The 24,674-nt window shown below is 48.1% G+C and carries 13 protein-coding genes; 12 read left to right on the plus strand and 1 reads right to left on the minus strand.

Translation table 11 applies throughout. The annotated features are described in order from the left end of the window. Window positions 1-12 precede the first annotated feature (12 nt). The 12 genes from BMW79_RS11890 to BMW79_RS11945 all read left to right on the plus strand — a co-directional run bounded on the left by BMW79_RS11890 (window position 13) and on the right by BMW79_RS11945 (window position 21,740). Complete coding sequence (locus BMW79_RS11890; protein ID WP_089894946.1) at window positions 13-3,207, plus strand: TonB-dependent receptor plug domain-containing protein; 3,195 nt, start codon at window positions 13-15, stop codon at window positions 3,205-3,207. Between the two features lie 3 nt (window positions 3,208-3,210). Next, window positions 3,211-4,677, plus strand: a complete 1,467-nt coding sequence (locus BMW79_RS11895; protein WP_089894949.1) for a SusD/RagB family nutrient-binding outer membrane lipoprotein — start codon at window positions 3,211-3,213, stop codon at window positions 4,675-4,677. Between the two features lie 266 nt (window positions 4,678-4,943). Next, window positions 4,944-7,838: a SusC/RagA family TonB-linked outer membrane protein gene (locus BMW79_RS11900; protein WP_089894951.1), complete on the plus strand. Its 2,895-nt coding sequence runs from the start codon at window positions 4,944-4,946 to the stop codon at window positions 7,836-7,838. Between the two features lie 9 nt (window positions 7,839-7,847). Then, window positions 7,848-9,356 carry a RagB/SusD family nutrient uptake outer membrane protein gene (locus tag BMW79_RS11905; RefSeq protein WP_089894952.1) on the plus strand — a complete coding sequence of 503 codons (1,509 nt, stop codon included), beginning with the start codon at window positions 7,848-7,850 and terminating at the stop codon, window positions 9,354-9,356. Window positions 9,357-9,365: 9 nt separating this feature from the next. Then, on the plus strand, window positions 9,366-10,376 hold the full coding sequence (locus tag BMW79_RS11910) for a BT_3044 domain-containing protein (RefSeq protein ID WP_177192129.1): 1,011 nt from the start codon (window positions 9,366-9,368) through the stop codon (window positions 10,374-10,376). A 28-nt stretch (window positions 10,377-10,404) separates the two neighbouring features. Further along, a complete protein-coding gene (locus BMW79_RS11915) occupies window positions 10,405-11,451 on the plus strand; it encodes a DUF5007 domain-containing protein (RefSeq protein ID WP_089894956.1) in 1,047 nt (348 codons plus the stop codon). A 12-nt stretch (window positions 11,452-11,463) separates the two neighbouring features. Beyond that, window positions 11,464-14,583, plus strand: coding sequence for a SusC/RagA family TonB-linked outer membrane protein (locus BMW79_RS11920; protein WP_177192130.1), 3,120 nt, complete (start codon window positions 11,464-11,466; stop codon window positions 14,581-14,583). 10 nt (window positions 14,584-14,593) lie between these two features. Further along, window positions 14,594-16,060: a RagB/SusD family nutrient uptake outer membrane protein gene (locus BMW79_RS11925; protein WP_177192131.1), complete on the plus strand. Its 1,467-nt coding sequence runs from the start codon at window positions 14,594-14,596 to the stop codon at window positions 16,058-16,060. Further along, window positions 16,057-16,764 (plus strand): fasciclin domain-containing protein, encoded by a 708-nt coding sequence (locus BMW79_RS11930; protein ID WP_089894963.1) that lies wholly within the window; start codon window positions 16,057-16,059, stop codon window positions 16,762-16,764. The genes BMW79_RS11925 and BMW79_RS11930 overlap by 4 nt, the downstream gene beginning before the upstream one ends. A 10-nt stretch (window positions 16,765-16,774) precedes the next feature. Further along, window positions 16,775-18,379 carry a DUF5008 domain-containing protein gene (locus BMW79_RS11935; RefSeq protein WP_177192132.1) on the plus strand — a complete coding sequence of 535 codons (1,605 nt, stop codon included), beginning with the start codon at window positions 16,775-16,777 and terminating at the stop codon, window positions 18,377-18,379. 8 nt (window positions 18,380-18,387) lie between these two features. After that, a complete protein-coding gene (locus BMW79_RS11940) occupies window positions 18,388-20,061 on the plus strand; it encodes an alkaline phosphatase family protein (RefSeq protein ID WP_177192133.1) in 1,674 nt (557 codons plus the stop codon). Window positions 20,062-20,087: 26 nt separating this feature from the next. Continuing rightward, complete coding sequence (locus BMW79_RS11945) at window positions 20,088-21,740, plus strand: LamG-like jellyroll fold domain-containing protein (protein WP_089894969.1); 1,653 nt, start codon at window positions 20,088-20,090, stop codon at window positions 21,738-21,740. Between the two features lie 114 nt (window positions 21,741-21,854). Here BMW79_RS11945 and BMW79_RS11950 read toward each other — a convergent pair whose 3' ends face one another. After that, window positions 21,855-24,443, minus strand: coding sequence for a hypothetical protein (locus BMW79_RS11950; RefSeq protein ID WP_089894971.1), 2,589 nt, complete (start codon window positions 24,441-24,443; stop codon window positions 21,855-21,857). Window positions 24,444-24,674: the final 231 nt, after the last annotated feature.

Consider the following 24,674-nt stretch of genomic DNA (forward strand, 5'->3'; position numbering starts at 1 on the left):
ACCGCGTCCGATATGAAGTCGCTTTTAGTGATCTGTACGCTTATCGCTTTGCTGGTAACCAATTATGCCACAGCACAGCAAAAGTTCACCTTTTCCTACCGGAATATCAGCATGGAAAAAATGCTGGCGCACATGGAGGAAAAGAGTGGATACAGATTTCTATACAATCCAAGGCTCATTTCCCCCGCGCCCGTCAGCCTCAAAGTACGTAACGCCACCCTGTCGAAGGCCCTCGATAAACTGCTCGGTGATTCACTGACTTACCGCTTTCTCGACAACAAACTGGTGGTCATCTCCCGGAAAACACACACAACAGCAAAAGATACCACTACCGCTACCACACAGGAACAGGTACACGACCTCCACGAAGTAATGGTAACAGCATTGGGTATACGAAAAGAAGCCCGTTCCCTGGGATACGCCTTGCAGGAGCTGAAAATAGAAGGCTCTGTGATGGTGAAATCCCGCGAAGCAAATGCCTATAGCTCGCTTTTTGGAAAAGTAGCCGGTCTTACTGTCAGCAATTCCCGTTACCTCTACAATGACCCGCAACTGTATCTCCGTGGTAAGCAGCCGCTCATCGTGGTCGATGGAGTGCCGGTGAACTCTGATTCCTGGGATCTCAATATAGAAGATGTGGCGTCTATAGTTGTGCTTAAAAGTGCTGCTGCGGCGGCACTGTACGGGCAGGAGGGCGCACGCGGCGCGATCCAGGTGATCAGTAAACGCGGCACCAGCAGCAAAAAAGGTTTCGAAGTATCCGTGAACAGTACCACCGAACTGCAAAGTGGCGCTGTGGCTATTCCGCATGCACAGCATAGCTACGGCCCGGGCGACTATTTTAAATACGCCTTCGTAGATGGTAAAGGCGGCGGTACCTACGATTATGATTATAACCTCTGGGGGCCACGGCTGGAAGGCCAGCTGATCACACAATGGGACAGTCCGAAAGATGCCGCAGGCAACCTGGTACCGCTTCCCTGGGTCGCTAAAAATAATCACAACCTGGAAGATTTTTTGCGTACCGGTATCCTGGCTACAAATAATATAGCCGTTGCCGGTAGAAACGAACAGGGCGATTTCCGGCTCAGTTTTACCCAGATGAATCAACGCGGTAGTATTCCCAATACCAGGCTGGGTATCACCACCTTCATGATGTCCGGGGGCTACAAGCTCGGCAAAAAAGTACGGGTAGACGCACAGCTGGCCTACAACAAACAATACGCCCCCAACTATCCGCAGATTTCCTATGGGCCGGAAAGTCCGATCTACGAATTGCTTATCTGGGGCGGCAGCAACTTTGATATCAAAGATCCCCGTCTGAAAAATTACTGGTATCCCGGCAAAGAAGGGCTGCAACAGCAATGGGTGGAATATACCCGCTACAACAACCCCTGGTTCAATGCCTATGAATATCAGAAAGCTTTTTACAAGGATGTATTTACGGGTTACGCATCTATGGCTTATCAGTTCAACGATCAGCTGGATATGCAGCTAAAAACAGCCTTTAACGGATACTTTACGAATCAGCATACCAACTACCCCGTATCCGGTTTGTACTATGGCGCCGATTTCAACAAGGTAGGCGCCTATGCAGAAACCGCCAACCGCTATAACCAGATCAATAATTCCCTGTTGCTCAACTATCATCGCTCACTGCTACCGGAGGTGAGCATGAAAGCCACTACAGGAGTGAATGTACAAACCATCCACTACCAGAACAGCAGCGCACATACGGCCGGTGGCCTCGTTATTCCGGGTATCTATACGTTGCAGAATTCCGTGAAGCCGATAGATAACGCGCAGGACTATACGGCCGCCAGGCAGATGCTCAGTGCTTTTTTTATGACCGACTTCAGCTATAAAAATTTTCTGTTCCTCGATCTGTCGGGCAGGGTAGATAAGAACTCCAGCATGCCGGCCAATCATGATACTTACTTTTATCCGCAGGCAAGTGTAAGTGTGGTGCTGTCTGATATATTGAAGCTGCCTTCACCGGTTTCTTTCCTGAAGCTGTCGGCTTCTGTGGCAAATGTAGGAGAAGGACTGACCACCTCCATCGCTCAGAATTACTCACTGGAACAGACCTACGATAAAGGCACTACCTGGCAGGGTTTTCCCTCTGTGAACTACGCCACAGATAATATTCTCTACAGCAAAGATATCCGTCCCGAATTCCATACTGCCTACGAAGCTGGTCTTGAAATACGTTTGCTGCAAAATCGCCTTGGACTTAAAACACAGGCCTACCGCAGTGTAGATGGTCCGCAGATCTTTAATTTATCGATCTCCAACACCTCCGGTTATAACTACCGTAAAGTAAACGGACTTGTTACCGAAAGACGGGGACTGGAACTAACGCTGGAGGCTACACCGTTACAACGTCCGCAACTTCGTTGGGATATGGCCATGAACTGGAGCAGTAATATCAGTTATCTCCGGAAAGTATATGATACGCTGGCGAATTATATGCGTGTGAAAGTGGGGGAGCGGATGGATCAGTTGTACATTAACCCGTTTGAACGCAATCCTGCCACCGGTGCGATCCTGTATCACAGCGATGGTACACCCATTATCAATGAACAGGTGTATAAATTTTACGGCTATACGAATCCCGACTGGATCGTGGGCACTACACAAACAATTACCTGGAAACAGCTATCACTGACCCTTGAGTTTGACGGCAGTTTTGGAGGTAAGATATTTAACCTGCTCAATTACAAAATGTGGCAGTCGGGCGCCAACCCGCAATCTGATAATATTTACCGTTACCAGGACTGGCTGCACCGCAATGATCCGGGCTATAAAGGTACACGTATAGGCGTGGGCGATATTGTTACCAGCGGAGAAGTAAAGTATGACGCGCACGGAAATGTTGTATCAGACACCCGCAAATTTGCGCCCAACACCACGCCGGTACTGGAGCAGAACTGGGCCAACAGCTATGAAACCGCAGACGAAAGAAACTACCAGAGTAAAACATATTTCAAACTGAGAGGTATTACGTTTACTTACCGGATGCCGCCCGCACTCATTGGTAAAATAAAGGGATTGAGTGCTGCCAGCTTGTCGCTGGTGATGCGTAATGTGATGTACTTTGCCCAATTGAAACAGATAGATCTGGACCATTGGGCATATAATGCAGAGAGCGAGCTGGAAGAGCCTTCCATGCGGAGTTTTGGCCTGAACCTGAATGTAAAATTCTAAGTTATGCAGCGTATTTGTATGTTGTTGCTGATGGTATGTACTGGTTGTATAAAGATGAACGACCTGAAAAAGAATCCCAATAAAGCGACCATTGCGCCGCCTGCCGTGGTATTGTCGGGTATAGAACAATCTATGTTTGAAAAGCCGTGGGGTGATGCGCAACGTCATGCACAGTATTACTGTATCACTTATAGTTACTACGGTAACCAGAGTTATGATTTTGGCGCTGCTTCCTTTTATTACAGTGCCCTCCGCAATATCGCGCAACTGGAAAAAGAAGCCGGCCGTATTGGTGGTGATCAGATGCGTCCATACTATGCGCTGGCTAATTTTTTACAGGCCTGGTTTTATATAAAAATGACGGCGCAGGTAGGGGATATACCGATGAGCGAAGCCATGAAAGCAGAACAAGGTATTGACCGTCCGGCATACGATACGCAGCGCGATATATACCTGCAATGCCTGCAACTGCTGCAACGCGCGCATGATACCATCGCTATACTTAATGCTACCAGGCATTATACCGTGGATGGCGATATTTTCTTTAATGGTAATCTCAAACAATGGCAGAAGCTGATCAATGCATTCCGCCTGCGGGTATTGATCAGTCTGAGTAATAAAGCCGGTGATCCGCAGCTGGCGTTGAAAGAAACATTTGCAAGTATTCTGAAACTGCCCTTGCCGGAAAGCAACCAGGATAACCTGCAGATCACTTACGGTACATCAGATGTAAGTAACTATTATCCTGCCTATACGCTTACACCGGAAGCAGATGCCAAAAGAAGTCCGCTTGGCGCCACTTATATCAATCTTTTGAAAGCATTGCGGGACCCACGCCTTTTTATCGTGGCTTTACCTGCGGCTATAGACAATGCAGATAGTTTACACAACAATGATTTTTCTTCTTATCGCGGCGCTGCTACGGGTACCCTGCAGGGCGCCCTGAATGATTCGGCGAGCAAAGGCTTTTTTTCCCTGCCGGATTATCATTACTGGTTTTCTTCTCCTGCCGGGCATCCTACGATTTTGCTCGGTTATGCAGAAGTGAATTTTTCCATTGCCGAAGGGATACAACGGGGATGGATACACGATGTTCCTGCATCCAACTATTATGAAGAAGGTATCCGTGCAGCTATGAAAGAATATGATCTTCCGTCAGATACCATCCGGAAGTACCTTGCACAACCAGTTGTGCAATACCAGGCAGCCACCGGTTTGCAGCAGATCCTGCAACAGAAGTACCTGGCTTTTTTCCAGCACGCCGGTTGGGAAGCATTTTATAACCAACGGAGAACGGGTATTCCCGCCTTTATCACGGGCCCTTCCAACCAGAACCATGGCCTTATTCCCCGGCGCTGGACATATCCGGCATCTGAATCTATCGATAACCTTCCCCATCTTACAGCAGCTTTAAAACGACAGTACAATGGCGCCGATAATATCAACGGCGTAATGTGGCTGCTGCAATAATTTTTCTCCTGCATCATTGTATTTACTTCCCGGAAAAAATATTTTTTTTCTTTTTGGGGGTATTTGAAATATTCTGTCTCCCTTATACAACAACCTGTAATCAGAACATCGTTTTATCAATCAAGTGAACAGTGAACAGCGCTTAGACAGTTAGTTTCCGGGCATTGTCAATTAATACAACAGGCTTGCAGATGCAGGCCTGCAGGGCATGCCATGGCATATCCCTAATGAGATTTTTTTGTATTGGCTAAATATCATTCACCTTGATGAATTTATTTTTACCCTTTAACCGGCCTGGTATCCTGTTGCTCCTCGCTGGTATCCTTGGAACACAAACCGGCAACTGCCAGCAGGCGCCCGGCGATACTTCGTACAGGCGTACTGTCTGGAAGAATACTGCCTTCTTTTCTGCAGCCGGTGATACACTGTCTTATAAAACGGTAAGGGAATTGCCATACCTGTATACCGGGCAATTACTGGAAGGCAGAGTGCCCGGGGTTACGCTGTTGCGTAATTCGGGGGAACCAGGTGTATCGCCGCTGACATTGATCCGGGGTATTTCCAATCCCATTGGCGGTTACAGGGATGTATACAGTAACCAGCCACTGTATGTAGTCAATGGAATGCCGCTTGTAAACAATAATAATCCATATGCACGTGCCATCAAAGAATCTGATTTCACCGATATTGGAAGTGGCATTGATGTGAACGCGCTGATAGATATGGACAACGTGCAGCAGATCCATGTGCTGAAAGGGCCGGAAGCGGTGGCATTGTATGGCGCCCGTGCAGCCAACGGTGCGATTCTTATTACTACTACAGATCCGGAGCCGGGCAAATACCATATTTCGTTTAATGCGTATGGCGGCGTAGCGGTAAAGCCATCCGTGAAAACGGCAAACGGTGATTATCAACGTAAATTCCTGCTGCCGTTTTATAACGAATATGCTACTCCTGCACAATGGAGAAGTTTTCCTGCCTACCTCGCAGATTCTACCAAATCCGTGTATTATGGTCCGGCCAACTGGGACGATCTGTATTACCGTAACGCTGTTCAGCATGGCGTAGGACTCAGCATCGCAGGTGGCAGCAACCGTGCAAATTTCCGTTTTGGTGTTGGCGAGCGCACAGAGAACGGCGTAGCCGACCAGACAGCATTGAAACGTTACAATGTATTCTATGACATGACCGTAATACCGGTAGAACGGCTGTATGTAAATACCTATGTGCAGGCACTTACTTCCCGCAGAAACCGCAACCGGTCTTTGCTGGAGCGGCTGGCAGAAGAGGAATACTATACCAACCAGCAGTATCCGCTATCACCCAATAAAGCCTGGCTGGGACAGTATTATACTTTGCTGGATAACGGAACAGACCGTAACCTGGGCAATGCTATCCAGGCAGCTATTGATGTGCGGTATGATCTGATGAAAACGCTCAGCATCCATACACAGGCTTCGATTGATTATAATGATAATAACCGCGACCTGTTTGTTCCTGCTTCCCTGAATGATGCCAACAGCTACAACGCTTATTTTACAGGCGTTAACAGGCGTATACGCTGGAATAATTATTTGTCGTATGATCGGGGGCACCTGCATGCACAAGCCGGCCAAACACTTGAAGAAGATCAACTGAAATACGATTATATCCGTGCTTACCGGGGTCCTTCAGATTTTATAAAAATCCCGGAAGTACAGACGGATAGCTCTTTCTGGCTTACGCATGATAAAACACTGACGTATGCGTATAAAGACTACCTGAAGCAAAGAACGCTGTCTTTTTATGGTAATGTGTCCTACGACTGGCAGCATAAATACACCGCTACGGTATCCCTTCGCAGCGATGGTTCCTCTATGTTCGGTAATGGTTACTGGTGGGCCGTTTCACCGGTAGCTTCTTTCAGCTGGAATATGAAGCAGGAAAACTGGCTTCGTAATGCTGCCGCCCTGGATGCGCTGGAGCTGCAAATCAGCGCCGGCCGCACCGCCAGGATGCCCGCTACGGATATGTATGGTTATGGACCTTATTATACCGTGGGGATCGGCTGGACAGGCGCCAGTAAAATATCTACCTACGGTTCTATGCCCACCCTGGGCATGCCTTACGACAACGGCTATACGGGAGGTGGCGTTAAATGGCCTTATGATGAACACCTGGATCTCGGGCTGCGTATGCAGGCTTTTCATTGGTTGTCTGCCAATGTAAATATCTATTCACGCACCAGCAGGGATCTGATGATACAGGTGCCGGTAGATCCCGCCTATGGCTTCAAAGGTAAAGTACTCAATGGCATGGATGTACGCAATAGCGGTATTGAACTCAGTTTGCAGGGGAATTTCCGCTTATCACAATGGCGTTGGTCCAGCAGCATCGTGATGCAGTACAACCGCAATAAACTGTTGCAGCTCCCCGGCGGCCTCACCACCATGGATTATGGGCAGCGTCACCTGGAAACTGGCAAACCTGTTGACCAGTTCTGGTTACTGGAAAATGAAGGCATCTACAAAAATGATAATGAAATACCGGTATCTGATAAAGGAAAAGTACTGACCTATAACGGACTGGCTTTACATGCCGGCGATCCCCGCTGGAAAGACCAGAACGGCGACTATGTGATCGATGAAAAGGACCGTGTGATGCAGGGCCATACTACACCACCATTACGTGGTGGCTGGAACAATACGCTGCAGTATAAAAAGTGGTCGCTGGATGCATCTTTTTCTTTTGCAGTGGGAAATTACCTGTTGAACAGCGCCGTGGCTAACCGCTTTGACTTTGCCAACCGGGAAGGTGCGGAAGGATTGGCAGGTATAAAAGAGATTACTTTCTGGCAACAGGTTCCCGGCGCCGGCAAGTATCCGCATTATAATCCCTGGAGCCTGGTGAAGCCTTACCAGGCGGAGCAGACATTGTTTTATGAGAAAGCATCCTGGCTGAAACTGCAGTCGCTTACTCTCAGACGTGACCTGGCAGGAGGAAGCTTTATAAAGCATACCGGTTTGCGTAAGCTCCAGGCTTATGTTACAGCGCTGAATGTATTTACGTTATCGCCTTACACCGCCGGAGATCCATCGCTGGCAGATTATTTTGGCTACAGCAGCGGATATGCGCAACCGTTACCCCGCACTTTCACCATTGGCATCACCGCAGATTTTTAAAAGTTTATTATGAACAGATCTCATTTAACGATAAAAATATTACTGGTGGCGACCCTGTTTACCACTGCCTGTAAACATACGCTGGAGGTAGATCCTACCCACCTGGTGCCGGAGGAGCATATGTGGACCACAAAGAATGATGCCCGTTCCGCTGTATTTGCCACGTATGGTTTGTTTCGTGCGGCACTTGCTGATAATAACGCCTATCTTGTATATGGGGAAATGCGCGCCGGCGATTTTAAAAGCACTACCCGCAGCGATCTGAATGCGGTAACATCCAACCAGCTGAATGCCACTTCCACAGCATTGGAAGAATGGAAGAACTGGCGCCGCTTTTATGCAGCTATTGCACAGGCTAATCTTTGTCTCGAAAAATTATCGCTGGTACATAAGAACGACTTCCGTTATACGGCGGAGGAAATGAAACTGGACATTGCCAATGTCCGTTTTATGAGGGCGCTCACCTATTTCTATCTTGTGCGTATCTGGGGAGATGTGCCGTTACTGACCAATACCGGTGATGGAAATTTTACACCCGTAAAAAGGTCGCCGGCAGATAAAGTACTGGAATTGGCTGCTCAGGATGCCACTGTGGCGCTGGCGGGGTTACCCTGGAACTACAGTGATATATCCCCTGAAATGCCCTCGCCTTACTGGGCACAACCCGGCTCGCTATGGAAAGGAATAGTTGCCACTAAAGGCGCCGCCTATACATTACTGGCCCACATAGCAGCCTGGAAGGGCGATTATCTCACTACGGAAAAGTATACACGGCTGGCAATAGATAATAAGTCGAAAGGGGGCTATACGTTTGTAAATACGGCCGGACTTACAGGTGATGCCGGTACTTTCAGCGGCGCAGGCGACAATATTATTTTCGCGCTTCCCTTTAAAAATATTTACCAGGAATCTTCTGGCAGTGGTCATATTGAAGACTGGTCACTCGCAGAACCTTATATTTCGCGTATTACGCCCGATATCTATGTTCCTAACGATACCATCCTGCGGATCTTTAACGAAAGCAATGATGAGCGTTTTAAAGTAACGGATGGTGGCGTAGCCGCCGGAAGTTATTTCACCGGCTTTGGTAACCCCATTCCTCTTTTTACCAAAATCAAACAACTGAGTGTATCCGGAAGTAATCCGCTCCGCATGTTCCAGTCGGCCATTATTGTTTTCCGCTATGAAGAGCTGGTACTGCTGCGCGCAGAAGCATTGCTGTTTCTCGGAAAAGATGCGGATGCTATCCTGCAGCTGAACGGGGTGAGAGCGCAAAGGGGATTGCCTGACTATACTGCTGCAAAGGGGCCGCTCAGAAATGCCTTGTTGCAGGAACGCCGGAGGGAGTTGCTGGGAGAAGGATGGCGCTGGTATGATCTTGTGAGATTCGAAAGCCTGGGCGCCTACACCGGTCTCAAACCGGCAGATATTGCCAATGGGGCGCAGTGGTGGCCTGTTTCAAAAGCGGTGCTATCGGTGAATAGTGAAATCACACAAAATAAATTCTGGCAACAATAAATGAATTATATGCAAGGAAAAATCAGCGTCGTTTTATTGCTGCTCTGTTGTCTGACAGGTTCATCCTGTAAGAAAGACAATACCTACCGGCAGGAAGTGCCCGCGCAAAACTTCCAGGGTACCACCTATGAATATCTCCGTTCGCAACCTTCCAATTTCAGGAATGTATTGCAGATGCTGGAAAAATGCGGGCTTGCACAAACGCTGCAGAAAGACAAGGTCACGCTGTTTGCCCCTACAGATCAAAGCCTGGAGGCGGCATTGCAGAATTATAATGTATATCGTAAAACCATGCAACAACCGCCGGTAACGTTGAATGATATTGATTCTTCTTCCTGGCGCACCATACTGGGTAATTACCTGTTTACCGGCAGCTGGGCTACCGGCGATTTTGCAGGTCAGGATGGAAAGACACTGATCAGCATGGCGTTACGGGCCATGGATCTGCGGCTGGTACAACGCACCGCCTCCGGCGCTTCGCAACTTGGCTCGGAAGTGGTGCGCCTGTCGCACATGAATGGCTCCCGCTTTGTAAAGTATTGGTTATCTGCCTATGCTACTACCTCTGATATTCATACGGCCAACGGCATGGTGTTTATCCTGGAGCCCAGTCATGTGGTAGGTTTCAATACCTTTTCCGCCAAAGCAGCTGAATACCAGAATCTCTATTCTGAATCAAAAGCTTTTGCAGATGGCTCTGCCACGCTGGCCAATGGTACTATTACCCTGTGGAATTTTTATGCAAAGAAACTCACCGCTGTAAATGCCAACACCGTAGAAACCGAAGTAGCCGACAAAAAAGCATTGAAATATTTTATGCGGCTCACCGTGCAGGCCGACAATAAAGTAACAGTGACGCCGGCACCTAAGTCGGTGATCCAACAGGTAGAGCAACATGGCGCCTGCTTCTTTGATCCTGCAACATCCTTATTTAATCTGAACTATACCTATACAGATACCAATGGTAAACAATACCAGGTATTGGAAGTAATCCGGTATATCGCTGTCAGGGAGCAATAAATAATATAAAACGACAAATGTTTTTCAGATGAAATGGCAAGATTATTTACAATGCACGCTGGTACTCAGTATCCTGGTAACCGCCTGCAAAAAGCTACCTGAGAAGAAAGATTATCTCAGCCAGAATGCCAACTTCAACCGCAAGGAAATATACGAACCGGTATTAGGTCGTACTATGCTGGAGTTAACCCAGTTCAGTGCCGACGGTTCCACTTTTCCGATGGTTTTTTCCATTGAAAACGCCCGTGATCTGCGTAGTGGAAAGCCCGCTGCCGAACTGTTTCAAGCAGTGAAGGTACAGGAATGGCAGAGAGATTATACCGGACTGGAAAAATCGCTCAGTGAAATTGAGGCCAAACGGGTATGGGTAAACGCGCCCTTCCTGGAAATACGGAAAGGCTCCGGTGATTTTATCTTTCGCGCCGCTCCTTCTTCCCTTATTAAAACTTACCCGGATACGGGCTATGCCTTTGATGTGAAAATTGTTAATAAAGGCAATGAAAGGATACTAAAAGATTTTCGTCTGCGGCCGCTAAAAGAGATCCCTTACGAACCATATGAGTATGATACGTATACACGTCAGCGTAAAATAGAAACACGGCAGCCTGCCAGCGGCCCGGTATACCGTGTGCCCTATACGATTCATCCGAGCTTCCTGCAAAAAATGCACTATACGAAAGACAGCCTTTTCACTGATACACTGGTATCCGTTTATTTTAACCGTGCATCTGAAACCGGTCATACGCTTACTTTCCGCTTCCTGGATGAAAACAGGAATGCCATTAACCCGGCCATGTTTAACAACACGAAGTGGGATCAGCTGCTCCATGGATTTAACCGCAGGCAAACCGATAGTACGGTGGTATATGATGTAGCCTATCCGATTCCGCTTACCGGTCTTAAAACGGCCTATGCAGCCAGCGGGAAAGCATTCTGCACCTTTGGATATAGCCGTAAGGGTTATGGCGGTGTCCGGGAAGACGCTTCGTTTGGGCTCAACTTCGCCATTTATGAGCCGGGCGACTGGAGCATTACTTTTTACTTCCGCAGGAACCCCATTTTCAATGATGATTAAATAATGCCTTTTATGAAATTATATCTACAAGTACTATGGCTGTTCCTGTTCAGTACGCAACTGGTGCTGGCGCAGGATAAACTGATAGCAGTAAAAGGCAGGGTAGTAGCCGCCACCGATCATACGCCTTTGCCGGGTGTATCAGTATTTCTGCAGGTAGCAGGCAGCAAACCCAAAGCTATTGGCATCACCGACGGACAAGGGGAATTTAATATCCGGGTAGCACCGGATGCAAAACTGGAATTGCGTTTTATTTCTTTTGAGCCGATGATAATAGCGGTGAATAACCGGGCTGCGATCACGGTATCGCTGAAGCCTTCGGCCACTTCGCTTAAAGAATCAGTTGTAGTAGGTTACCAGAAGCGTACCCGGGAAACAGTAACGGGATCGGTTACACGTATTACGGCCAAGGACATACAGGATGTACCGGTATCTAACATTGAACAGTTGATGCAGGGCCGCGTAGCGGGGTTAAATATTTCACAGACAACCGGGGCGCCCGGTTTCCGGGGATCGGCCTCCATCCGGGGATTATCTCAGGTAATGGTAAAAGGTGGGGGAAACAACGCTTACCTGACGCCACAGTCACCCCTGTACGTAATTGATGGTGTACCGGTAGATGCCAATGCAGGGTTTGAATATGGATTCCAGTCGAACGGACCAGGAACCAGCCCACTCTCCCTGATTCCACCGGAAGATATTGAATCCATTGACGTGATGAAAGATGCGGAAGCTACGTCGCTGTACGGTTCCCGTGGGGCCAACGGCGTTATCGTTATCACTACCCGCCGGGGGCAATCTGCTGTTCCCATTATCCGGTACGCGGGTAATATGTTCATCAATTTTCCTCCATCGCTTCGCAACACTATTGGTGGAAAGGCAGAAAGGGATTATCGTGTGAATATGATCATGAACACCCTGAATGAAGATGAAATTCACCGCATTTCCACTAATGGGTTTCTCTCGGATAGTCTCAATCCATTTTATAACAATTCTACCAACTGGCAGGATATCTATTACCAGGTAACCTACAACCAAACGCATAACGTATCTGTGAGCGGTGGAGACCAGAAACTGAACTATAAAACAAACGTGAATTTTTATAACGAGCGCGGTGTTATTAAGAATACCGGATTTGACAGGTATTCACTGAACCAGAACATCAACTTCAATCCCAATCCACGATTGCAGGTGTCGGGTTATTTGTCTGCCGGTCTTGGTAAAAAACTGAAAGGCAGCGGTAACGGCCTCACTGATGTAGGCGCCGGCAGCAGCATCAGTTCTTCGCTGTATCCCGGTCCTTCCTATTTCAATAACGTAGGACAGTTCACCGGCGCCATGTTCCGGAAAAATGATACACGTACCTACGATATCCGTACCTACCTCAATATCATGTATGAGATCCTGCCGCATCTGCAACTGCTGACAAATACCAGTTACGACTACACGGCGGATCAGGAAGATACCTTTATCCCTGCGCTGGCCAATAGCGATCAGCCCGGCATCTATGGCTACAGCGGAAGAAAGAATAATCTGTATAACCGCAGTGCCATCAACTACAACAATGTATTCAAAGGCAAACACAGTATTTATGCCGCTGTGTTTTCAGAGGCTACCATTGCGCAGGTGCAGAATAAGGTGATTAACCAGACAAACGCGCCCAATGACTATTACCACGGTCCGCTGGGTATGACTACCTATTATTCCGGCGTGTCTGGTATCCCGGTGGCAGGTGGCTTTTCTGAAGTACATTCCGTGGCACTGGCGGCGAACATCAGTTATGATTACGACAAAAAATATGTAGTGAACTTTAATTACCGCGCAGATGGTAACTCTTATTCCGGTATAAAGGAACGCTGGGCACAAAGTCCTTCTGTAGGGGTACGGTATAATTTCAACAAGGAGAATTTCCTGGCCGATAAGAAATGGCTGGACTTCGGTGATATCCGCTTTAGTTACGGCGTGAACCTGCGGCCAACCACGGATATCTACGCTTCCCTTGGATGGTATGATGTGGCGGGCAACTATAACGGTGTGACCCGTGTATCGCCGCATCTGGGCCTGATGCCCAATCCGTATCTGAAGCCCGAAGAAGTGGAGCAGTTTAACTACGGTTTTGATATGAGTATTTTCAACGGCCGGGTAGGACTTACCTTCGACGCCTACACGAAAACGGTATACAATATGCTGTATACCCGTCCGCTGGCTACTTCTACCGGTTTTTCTTCGACGTATACCAATGATGCGTCCCTGTATAACTACGGCTATGAGGTGAGTGTTACGTTCCGTCCGTTTAAGCCTACTTCTAAGATCAACTGGACCATCAACCTGAATACCGCTATTAACCGGGATGTATTATTATCGCTACCGGGTCAGGCCACGCAGATGCTGTCGGATGATAAAACGGTGATGAACCGGGTGGGCTATGGTGCGTTGTCCAACTACCTGTATGTAACACAGGGCGTATACCGCACAGATGATGATGTGCCGGTAGATCCGATTACCGGTTACCGCTACCGCAACGGCGACAACGGCTTCTATCATGCCGGGGATGTAAAGTTCCAGGATGTAAACGGCAACTATGTAACAGATGAAACCGACAAGCAGGTGTCCGGCACGCCGGTAGCAAGGATCACCGGTGGTTTCAGCTCTTATCTGACCTATAAGAATTTCAGTCTGAACTTTAATGGTACCGTACTTTTTAAACGGGATCTGATCAATAACGCCTTATCGGAGCGGATGGATAACCTGCGTTCACCTTATGATAACGGTACCCTGGTAAACCTGAATGACCTGAACTACTGGACTGGAAACGGTGATGTAGCAAAATATCCCGACCCATACAATTACAGATCGCTGACAAATTCCTACCGGGCATTACAGACGCTGTTCCAGGAAGATGGAAGCTTTATCAAGATTAACGCCATCACGTTTGGTTACACAGCTAACCGTGCCTGGTCGTCGAAGTATCATATGAATGCATTGCGTGTATACACTACCGTTACAAATCCGTTTTTGTTTACCGGATACTCCGGACCTAACCCGGAATCCGTAACGGAACTGGGGCGCGACCGCCTGGATACCTATCCTATTTCAAGAACCTTGTCATTCGGTTTAAATGTTGAGTTTTAAAAAACCTGGTATGAAGCGTATAATTTATTACTGCCTGATAGGATCAGTATTGCTGGCCACCGGGAGTTGCAAGAAGTTTCTCGATGTATCGCCACCAGACCGCATGAGTGATGCCGCCTTCTGGCAAACGAAGGGGGATGTGGAGTCTGCCATTGCGAATGCTTACGGCTTTATATTCGATATTCTCACAAAAGGCCCCTATGTGCCGGCCAATGGCGATATACGGGCGGGTGAGTTTACAGCCGGCAGCTTTGATGTATTTGCAGCTGTGGCCGCACAGGACCTGACCAACAATAGCCGGCTGAGTCGTTATAACATGAAAGACCTGAGCGACTGGTATCCTTTCTATCAGTCTATTGCTGCCTGTAATATAGACCTGGTGCGGGTACCGGATGTAAAGGCATTAACACCGGGAGAAGTAAAGCAGTATGTGGCGGAGCTCCGTTTCGTACGGGCGTTTACGTATTTCTACATTTCACGTATTTACGGAGATGTGCCATTATATGTAGACGCCTATGATCAGCGGCCCTTGCCCCGCACCCCTATGGTAGATGTATTGAAATTTTGCCTGGCGGAAATGGAGGCCATCAAAGATGATCTGCCCTGGCAATATGATGAGCCTTCCAAATGGGGCGTACGTGCAGCGAGAGGTGCGGTGTATGCACTTATTGCCAATGCCAATATGTGGGCGGCCGGTTTTGATAAAGCCAATCAGCAACAATACTGGCAGGGCGCCGCAGCAGCTATTAAAGCAATGGAAGGGTCAAAGGCATTTGATCTGTTGCAGATAGAAGACTTCCGTAAGATCTTCAAGGGACGCACAAAAGAAAGTCTGTTTGAGTTTTCGGTAAATGCCAACTACGGAACTACCACCCGGTATGTAAGTATCGGCCAGTGGACGCTGCACTCACCGCTGGTACTGGATTACGCGACCAGCGACTGTTATTTTGACGCCGAATACCTGAAGAAGATCTTCCCATCGGATATGCCCGATAAACGGCTGGATCTCTGGTTCTTTTCTCCTTTCGCCAACAACACCAGCGCCATGTTTGTGAAATACAGCAATGTGGTGAACATGGCCACTTCTACTTCCTGGTTGCTCGATGATGATCTTATTATGTTCCGCTATAGCGGCGAGCTGTTACTGGGAGCGGAGGCGCTGGCCAATCTTAACCAGGATGGGGAGGCGATCCGGTTGCTGAACCTGGTAAGGGCCCGCGCCGGCGCGCCGGCTTATAGTGGTACCGGCAACGATGCGCTGAAACAGTTTATTTTCCTGGAGCGGCAGCGGGAACTGATCGGGGAAGGAGTACGCTGGTACGACCTGGTACGCACCGGCCGTGTAACAGATCCCACCCAGTGCAAGAGTTTTCTGACACCGGAGCAGTTCTCCCATGGCGGCTGGACCTGGCCCATCGATGCAAAGGCAAGAAACTTCAATCCTAACATTACGCTAAATACCTACTGGACAAAATGAGCAAGGCCCAACTATTACGCGGAAAAACCGGCATCCTGGGTTTACTGGTACTGCTAGCGGCAGTAAGCTTCTCTGCCTGTAAAAAAGATTACTATCATGATTCCGGACTACAGTCGGGTAAATACGCAGGTTCCAGTTTTGAGTACCTGCAATCCAAACCTTATTTTTTTGACAGTATCGCCACCATTGTACAACTGGCAGGATTGGAGAAAGTACTCCGCGACTCGTCCGTTACTTTTTTTGCGCCGACAGATCATACCGTTAAACAGGTGATGGATGACATCAACAGGAGCCGCTACGAGAATTTCCAGGACTCCGTTACCCTGGCTGATGTACCGGGGGAAGTATGGCAGAAATATCTCTCCCGGTATATTTTCAGGGATAAGTATATGCTGAAAGATGTACCCAGGTTCCTGTACTCACAACAGGATCTGTACCCGGGAATGAACCTGGAATCCTGGCAGGGCTATGTGATGAAGCTTGGGGTACTGTTTTCCGACTATAACGGCACCCGGGATGTAGGTCCGCGTAAGCTGCTGCTTATCGATGTGGGAAGTCTCGAAACCCCGAATAACATTGTAGGTAATGTGGCCAGTTCTGATATGCAGACTCGTAACGGAATTGTTCATGTACTTGATGATGAGCATTCATTTGGTTTTGACAGCCGGAGCTTTTCCAGACTGGTAGAAGAATATCTAAAGTAACGCAATGACCATGAAGAACATCACAACATATTTAACCAGGACAGCGGCAGGTTTGTTGCTGCTCATGGCCTGTAAGAAAGACAACTACGTTGGGAAGGACCCTTACGCAGATGCCAGGGCGCCATTGAATATCAAAATAGACAAAACCACCGCAGATCCGGCAGCCGGAGTGCCTGGCACTACGGTTACTATTACCGGTAGTGGTTTTCTGAAGTATAAGGACAGTGGCATGGTGGTGAAATTCAATGAAGTGGCAGCAACGATCACTACTGTTACCGAATCGACTATCACCGCAAAAGTGCCCGATAATGCCAGCAGTGGTATTATATCACTCACGGTAAACAGGCAATTGTTTGCGGGGCCTACTTTTCGTGTAACCGGTCCTGTTACTCCTGATCTGCAATTCCGTTCCGTACCCGGTGCTGATAAAAACACCATCATTACGATTGGTTTTGTACCGGGCGGCAAATACCTCATTGGAGGCAGCTTTACCGATTATGATAACTCCGGCGCAAAAAATGGTTACAAAGGCCTGGCGCGTATTAACCCCGACGGCTCATTGGATCGCGATTTTAAGGTGGGCAAAGGGATAGACGGTTTTGTTACCTGTGTAGCAGTGCAGGCTTCCGGAAAGTATATCATCGGCGGCAGCATCAATAACTATGACGACCGCTTTAAAGGCGGTTATGTACGCAATATTGTAAGATTACTTCCTGGTGGAGCATACGACAGTACCGTGGTAGTAACACAGCTGGGCAACCATGATACCGTACCTGCGTTAAATGCGTATCTCGATGCTTCTGTTGAAAATATCCTGCAAACGCCCGATAGTGGCAAGTTGGTGCTGGTAGGCAACTTTACTTATTTCATGCGCAAGAATTTTGCAGGTATTACCACGGATGGTAAACGTGATTCTGTGATGACAGACAGTATACGCATGGAAGGATTGGTACGGCTCAATGAAAACGGTAGCTTCGACTCCACCTTTAATTATGATGCGGCGCGCCGCCGCAGCTATGAAGGCGCCAACGGCCCTGTTACCGCTTCGCAGATACAGCCGGATGGCAAAATTATACTGGCCGGATTTTTTACCCGCTACCATGGACAAACGACGGGTCCTGTAGTACGGCTCAATACAGATGGCAGTATTGATAACACTTTCAACACCGGTGCTGGTCCTGATGATCGTGTCAACTTTGTGGAGCTGCTGAAAGACGGGCGTTACCTGATTGGTGGGGTATTTTCCAAAGTAAACGGTAAAGAAGCGCACCGGCTGGCAGTATTGAATGCAGATGGTTCCCTGTACAATGGTTTTAGTGTAGGCGTTGGCGTGAATGCGGGGCCCAACGGACTGCCTTCGCGTGCCATCCAGTTGAAAAACGGGAAGATTTTTGTGGCCGGTTTTTTCGACACGTTTTCCGGGGTGAAACGCGCCGGTACAGTGATACTGGATGAAGATGGTAAGATGAGCAACGGCTACAATACGATGGGCGGTCTCAGCGGATCTATTTCCACTATGCTGAATGTACCCAATGGCAATGCAACAATTATGGCAGGTAGTTTCAGCCGCTACGACCTGCTTCCACTGAACAGTATTATGTTACTACGATATTAATCCATATGATGAAGAAATTATTTCCCTTGTTTCCGGTGTTGCTGCTATTGTTGCTGGCAGCCTGTTTCAAAGAAAAGATGGCAGTAGTGGGCCTCCCCAATGATATCGACCCCAACGACACCACGCAGGCACCGGTAAAGAATGGGGTGAAGCGAAAGGTATTGCTGATCGGTATTTCAGGGGTGCGTGGCGATGCCATGCGCGAAGCAACTGCTCCCAATATCCTGGGTTTAATTCCCCATGCCGTGTATAGTTTTGATGCTGTAACACAGGCGCCCACCAATAGCGGCGCCACGTGGTCGTCGCTGCTGACCGGCGTATGGAGCGATAAACACGGCGTTACGGATAATACTTTTGCGGGTAACCGTTTCATCCGTTTCCCTATGGGGTTCCGGTACCTGAAAACATTGCTGCCCCAGCTCCGGACATTGTCGCTGCAAGCATGGCCAGCGGTAAACAATCAGCTGGTAACACAGGCCGATGTAACCGTAAGTTTGCCTGATAACGATGCTGCTGTTCGTGATTCGGCCGTAAACCGGCTTAAAACAGATCCCGCAGATATTGTGGTGGTAGGTTTCAGCCAGGTGCAGACAACGGCGCACAACAGGGGCTATGGCCCGGCTGTACCTGAGTATATGTCGGCCATTACTACGGTAGATGGTTATGTAGGAGATCTGCTGACGGCATTGAACAGCCGTCCGGAGAAGGAAAAAGAAGACTGGCTCATTATCGTTACCTCCGATCACGGTGGTACCGGCAACACAGAAGGCAGCAGCAGTTTCCCGGAACGGAATATTTTCACCATTATCTCCAATAAGAAATTCACGAAAAAGGAGGTAGTACCACCGCTGAATTCCCTGAGAGCGATCCGTTATTCAGAGATCGGGGATTATGCCTACAGCAAAGATCCGCTGTATAATTTTGATAGTATTAAACAGTTTACAGTAGCCTTGTCGGTGCGTAGTGCCGGCTTCGATTATGATCCTTCTTTTATCGGTAATAAAAACTGGGCCAGTGGAAACAACGCTGGCTGGCTGTTATGTCCGAAGGGGAGTGATAAATGGAAGTTTCAGGCGGGCGACGGCGCAGGTGGCGCCAGGGTGGATCTTACCTCCACCGGTCCGGCTATCACAGATAACATGTGGCACACCATCGCTATTACAGTGGACCGCCGCACTGCGCCGGGTACGGTGGTATTGTTCCAGGATGGGGTACAGGCGGGAACCAGCTCACTAAATAACCTGTCGCCTTTTGCTCCCAGTAATGATATTAAACTGGCAGTTGGAGAAGACATTACCGGTACCTACCGCGAAACGGATGGCGGCGCAGATTTTCAACTGGCTAATATTCGTATATGGGACACCGTATGGGCCAAGGCCGATATGCAGAAATATAATCACTGTGATACCGTACAGGTCACTAATCCATATTATTCCCGCATGATAGGCTGGTGGAAAGGAATAGAGAACACGGGTAATAAACTGACAGATGCCGGTCCGCTTAAACGCGATCTGACACTGCATAATCCCGCCCAGTGGCTTACACAGGAAATCGATTTTTGTAACGGAGCAATACCGGCGCCGGTACCGCAAACAGTAGATGTGCTGCCTACCCTGTTGTCGTGGTTGCATATAGCAGTTGATCCAGGCTGGAACCTCGATGGTGTTTCCTGGCTGCCTTAATTATTCCCTGATTTTAAAGATGTATCATGATCAGACATTCATTATTACGGATATCAGCGTTTTTATTATTGCTGGCCGGTAGTTGTAACAAACCGGCATTATTTGAACATAACGTTGCCACCGACTCGTTGCCTCCTGCTATCAGGAAGAAAGTACTGGTGATAGCCATTGAAGGTGCACGCGGACAGGTAGTGCGGGATGCTGACATTCCCAATATGAAGGCGCTGTTACCCAACAGTATCTATAGCTGGGATGCGGTAACAGATACGGCTACTGCCGATGCGGCGTCCTGGGCCAGTCTGTTTACGGGAGTTATTAATTATAAAAATGGGGTATCCGGTGCGGCCTATACAGGGAACCAATTCACGGCCTATCCTGCTTTCACGCAGCGGTTTGGTGAAAGAAAACTGGATATTACCGCTATCAGCAGCAGCACTTCGCTCAATGATACCCTGCTGAAGGGAAACACACTGGTAAAGACCACCGGTAATGATGCCGCCACCAAAGACAGTGCCGTGGGGAGATTGCAGCACAGCGATCCTGATATACTGGTAGTGGCACTCAGCAGTGTACATACAGCAGGTGTAAATAATGGATTCTCGGATAACGCTGATGCTTACACGACAGCTATTCACCAGGCAGATGCTTATATAGGAGAGGTATTGGGCGCTATGCGCAGCCGTAAAAATTATGCTTCCGAAGACTGGCTGGTGATCATTGCCTCCAATCATGGTGGTACAGATCAGGGCACTTATGGAGGAAGCAGTTTTGCGGAGCGTAATAACTTCCTGTTGTATTACAACAGGAGTTTTACAGGTAAGATGCAGGAGATGCCTTTGCTGAATGTGCCTTATGAAGGCACTTTCCCCTTCTTCTACCGGAAGGATGGAAAAGATCATGCAGCTTATACAAAGGACGAAGCCTTTCATTTTGGGGATGCACAGAACTTTACGATTGAGTTTAACATACAAACTACCTATGCCGGTGGTGATGACCATGGTATTGTGTCAAATAAAAACTGGGGCTCCGGAGGAAATATTGGCTGGGTAATATATAAAACCAGCGGCAACATCCGGCTCAACTACCGTGGGGCCTCGGCATCCAGGATAGACGTGCGTACCGGGCCGCCGGTAGCAGATGGTAAATGGCATCATATCACGGTGACCTTCGACCGGCAGGGGGTAGTGAATTTTTATAAAGATGGAAAGTACTTTGTTTCCGGGCCCAGTATTAAAGGCATGGGCACTGTTGATGCAGGACTTCCTTTTGTGGTGGGTACTGATGGTACGCTGAACTACACCGACGGCTCTTCCGGCGATAACTATATTGCAGATATCCGCGTCTGGAACAGTGTATTGCCGGAATCAGTGATCTACGACTGGGCCTTCCGGCCGGTTACCCCGCTGCATCCGGCCTATTCTTCACTGATCGGTTACTGGAAAGCAAACGAAGGTCCTACGGGCAATATCATCAGGGACTATAGCCGTACCGGGGCAGATCTGGTCATCTCCAATGGTTTGCAATGGGATGTAAAAAAAGATATCCTGAATCCTTCAGATGTGGATGCCACTTTGCTGGTACCTCATTCCATGGATCTGGCAGTGAACGCACTGGCCTGGATGGGCGTGAAAATGCAGCAGGGCTGGCAACTGGATGGGAAAACAGCGATTGTGCAATAAAAAAGAGCGTATGATAAATAAAGGCTCCGGGTAATTACATCCGGGGCCTTTTATATATATGCGGTGCAGTCTTTATTATTTTATTTTCAGGAAAAACGTAAACCTGCTTGTCCTTTAGTGGGTATGCCCGGTTATTTCCTGGAAGGATCTTTCAAAATCCTGTCCGTAGCTTTCTTTGTATTCTTTAGCAAACCGCTGGTACACTTCCTTGGCCATGCCATGGCGTCCCAGCAGTATCAGCGCTTTACTTTTGTGCACCAATGCTTCTTCATTCAGCGTGTCAAAAAAGAACAGGCAGTTGCTAAGCCGCACAATCAGTTCTGCGTCACTGGCCATATCGGTGGTCGTTAAAAAAGAGAGGATGGCATCCGTGATATAGTTGGAGATATCCGCCCGAATATGATCCAGCCATTCGTACTGGCTTGTTTTCAGGAAGGCACCTCTGCCGGCGATGTGCAATAACTCCAGCATCCAGTTCCGGTCCATCGGTGAGCGGGTTGCCGACAGCCTGATATATTGCTGGTAGTCGATGTAAATAGATTCGTTGTGTATTTCCAGCCGCCATTTGCCGGCTTCTTTTATTACCTGGTAATCGCCTACTTTCTCCAGCAGGTTCTTCAGTTTCAGGATATTAACGGAGTAATTGTTTTTGGCATCTTTCTGTAGTTTATCGGGCCATAGCGTGCTATAGAGTTTCTCCGGTGCAATGCCTTTGCCATCTTTTAATGAATAGATCAGCAGCAACAGGAATAATTCTTTTAAGAGCGGTGTAAATTGTTGTGTAATATCCTGGCCCTGTGCGTCAAATACTTCGAACGGTCCGAAAAGAAAGATGGCTGCAATTTCCCTGTTTTCTTCTGCAGGAGGTGTGATAGCAGGTGGTACGGCTACCGGAACGGGTATATCCGCCGGCGCTTCACTTTCCACAAAGGGAGTTGCAAGGGCGGGGGCCGGCAGTGCAGCAGGTATCACTGCTTTAACAGGAGATTTTCTTTTCCGGTAGAGGAGGAAGCCAGCTCCTGCAGCAATTAATACTACAAACAGGTACCACCAGTATGCTTTTTTCTCTATAGGTGCAGCCGTCCACGGACCGGCTTCATTAGGTGGAAAAAAGATCGTGTGTACTTTAACGTTGGTAATATTTTCTTTTGAATTATAGAGGGTAACTGCCACCAGTTTTTTACTGAGCGGGCAGTAATAGAGATCGGCAAAAGAAGCGATGTCATAAAATGAATACGGAATGGCATCACCCATCAATTGATATTCGGGTGTATGGAAGTTGCCCTTGATCAGTTGGAGGGAGGTATTGAATTTATCGGTAGGATAAATAAGTGCATAGAAATCACTGCTGCCGGGAATGGTGATCATGCTGTTGGCAAAACAGAATTGCCGCTCCGGCTTGGGATATTCCAGCACAGTATGGAAAGTCCGGTCCCGGATGCTATAGGCCATGAGGTCGTAGCTATATTGCGGGTTAATGCCCTGGTCGCCCGATTTGCTGCCATAGCCCCCCACAATATAGAGGGTATCTTTCGCTGTATTCATACCCAGTGCGGTCAGGTAGCGGGGCATTGGTTTTTCGCCGCCGTAGGGTACTACTTCCCAGGTTTTGGTAGGGAAATGATAGCGTTGCAACAGGTTTTTATATTGTAATTGTCCGTAGCCACCCAGCACGTACAGGGAGGAGTCGACCGGAGAATAGCATTTATTCACCTGCCAGAATACGGTGAGGGAATCCGTGGTGAAGTTCACGTCCCATTCTTTCGTGGCGGCATCATAGGTGCTGACCCGTTTTTCATCTGCATAAAAATTATACAGTTTATTATTAACGGGGTCAAAAACGGATTGATTACCGGGAGGCAGCAGCTGCCGGCTGCGGGCCAGTTTTTCCCCTTTGAGCTGCATATTGCTGAAAGATAGTTCGTATAACGAATCCAGTGATACGATATACAGTACCTCCCGTTTGCTGTCGAACGCTATGCTGGCAGCGCCTTTGGTGTTGAAGTCAAGCGCTTCTTCCCACTTCCGGTGCTTGGGCCGGATCCACAGGGGATTTCTGACTTCAGCTACTCTTTTTGCTACTTCATCTATGGCCTCATTTCCTTTGCTTTCGGACAGGGGGAAGTAATGTTTCAGTTGTCCGTTTTCCCGGATCCGGATATCCCTGATATTCATCGGCGGAATATCCAGCGTCTGAAATCCTTCAAAGCTGTTGGCGCCAAAATAGATATTGCAGCAGGTACCGGCGGTAAAATTGCCTTTGCCTTTGCTGATAAGTTGGTCGTTCATATAGAATGACGCTTCCTGCAGGTGTGTATCGAATTTGATGCGCACCTGGCTCCAGTTGCCGAAAAGCCGCGATGAGTCTATATTATATCCCCCGATATAATTTTCCCCGATAACAAAATTAAGGCGGGCGAGCCGCTGGTTGTACACCAGGTCGATACTCTGGTGGGTACTGGTGATCAGCCGTACAATGTACCCGAAATAGGTTTCATGATAAGGCAGAAAGGTAAGATCGAAAGAGAGTTCGGTATTTTGTTGTAAACAGATGGGCGCAGTGGGCGTAAGGTGCAGGGACGTTCTTTTCTCCTGTACCACCTCATGGCTCAGGAACTGCAAACCATGTGACTGGCAATATCCTTCGTGGCTAACAAGAAAAACAGCGCATACGCAAAAGATATATCTAAATATTCGATCCATTCTATCTAATAAGGAGTATAAAATAATTACCTGGCTAAGACGCTGGTGTAATTAATATCGGAATTCTATCAACGTGAACAGTAACATCAATAACTAACTCGTGGACAATATTTGTCCCGTTTATGCCAGTAGGTCGTTTTTAACTTGGTTGAACCAGGGTAACCATTCATCATCAAATTAGCTCCGTCAGTTGGCTCGTGGTACAGTACTTTTTAACGCTACATACTATCT

The sequence above is a fragment of the Chitinophaga arvensicola genome (assembly GCF_900110835.1).
Classification (GTDB): Bacteria; Bacteroidota; Bacteroidia; order Chitinophagales; family Chitinophagaceae; genus Chitinophaga; species Chitinophaga arvensicola.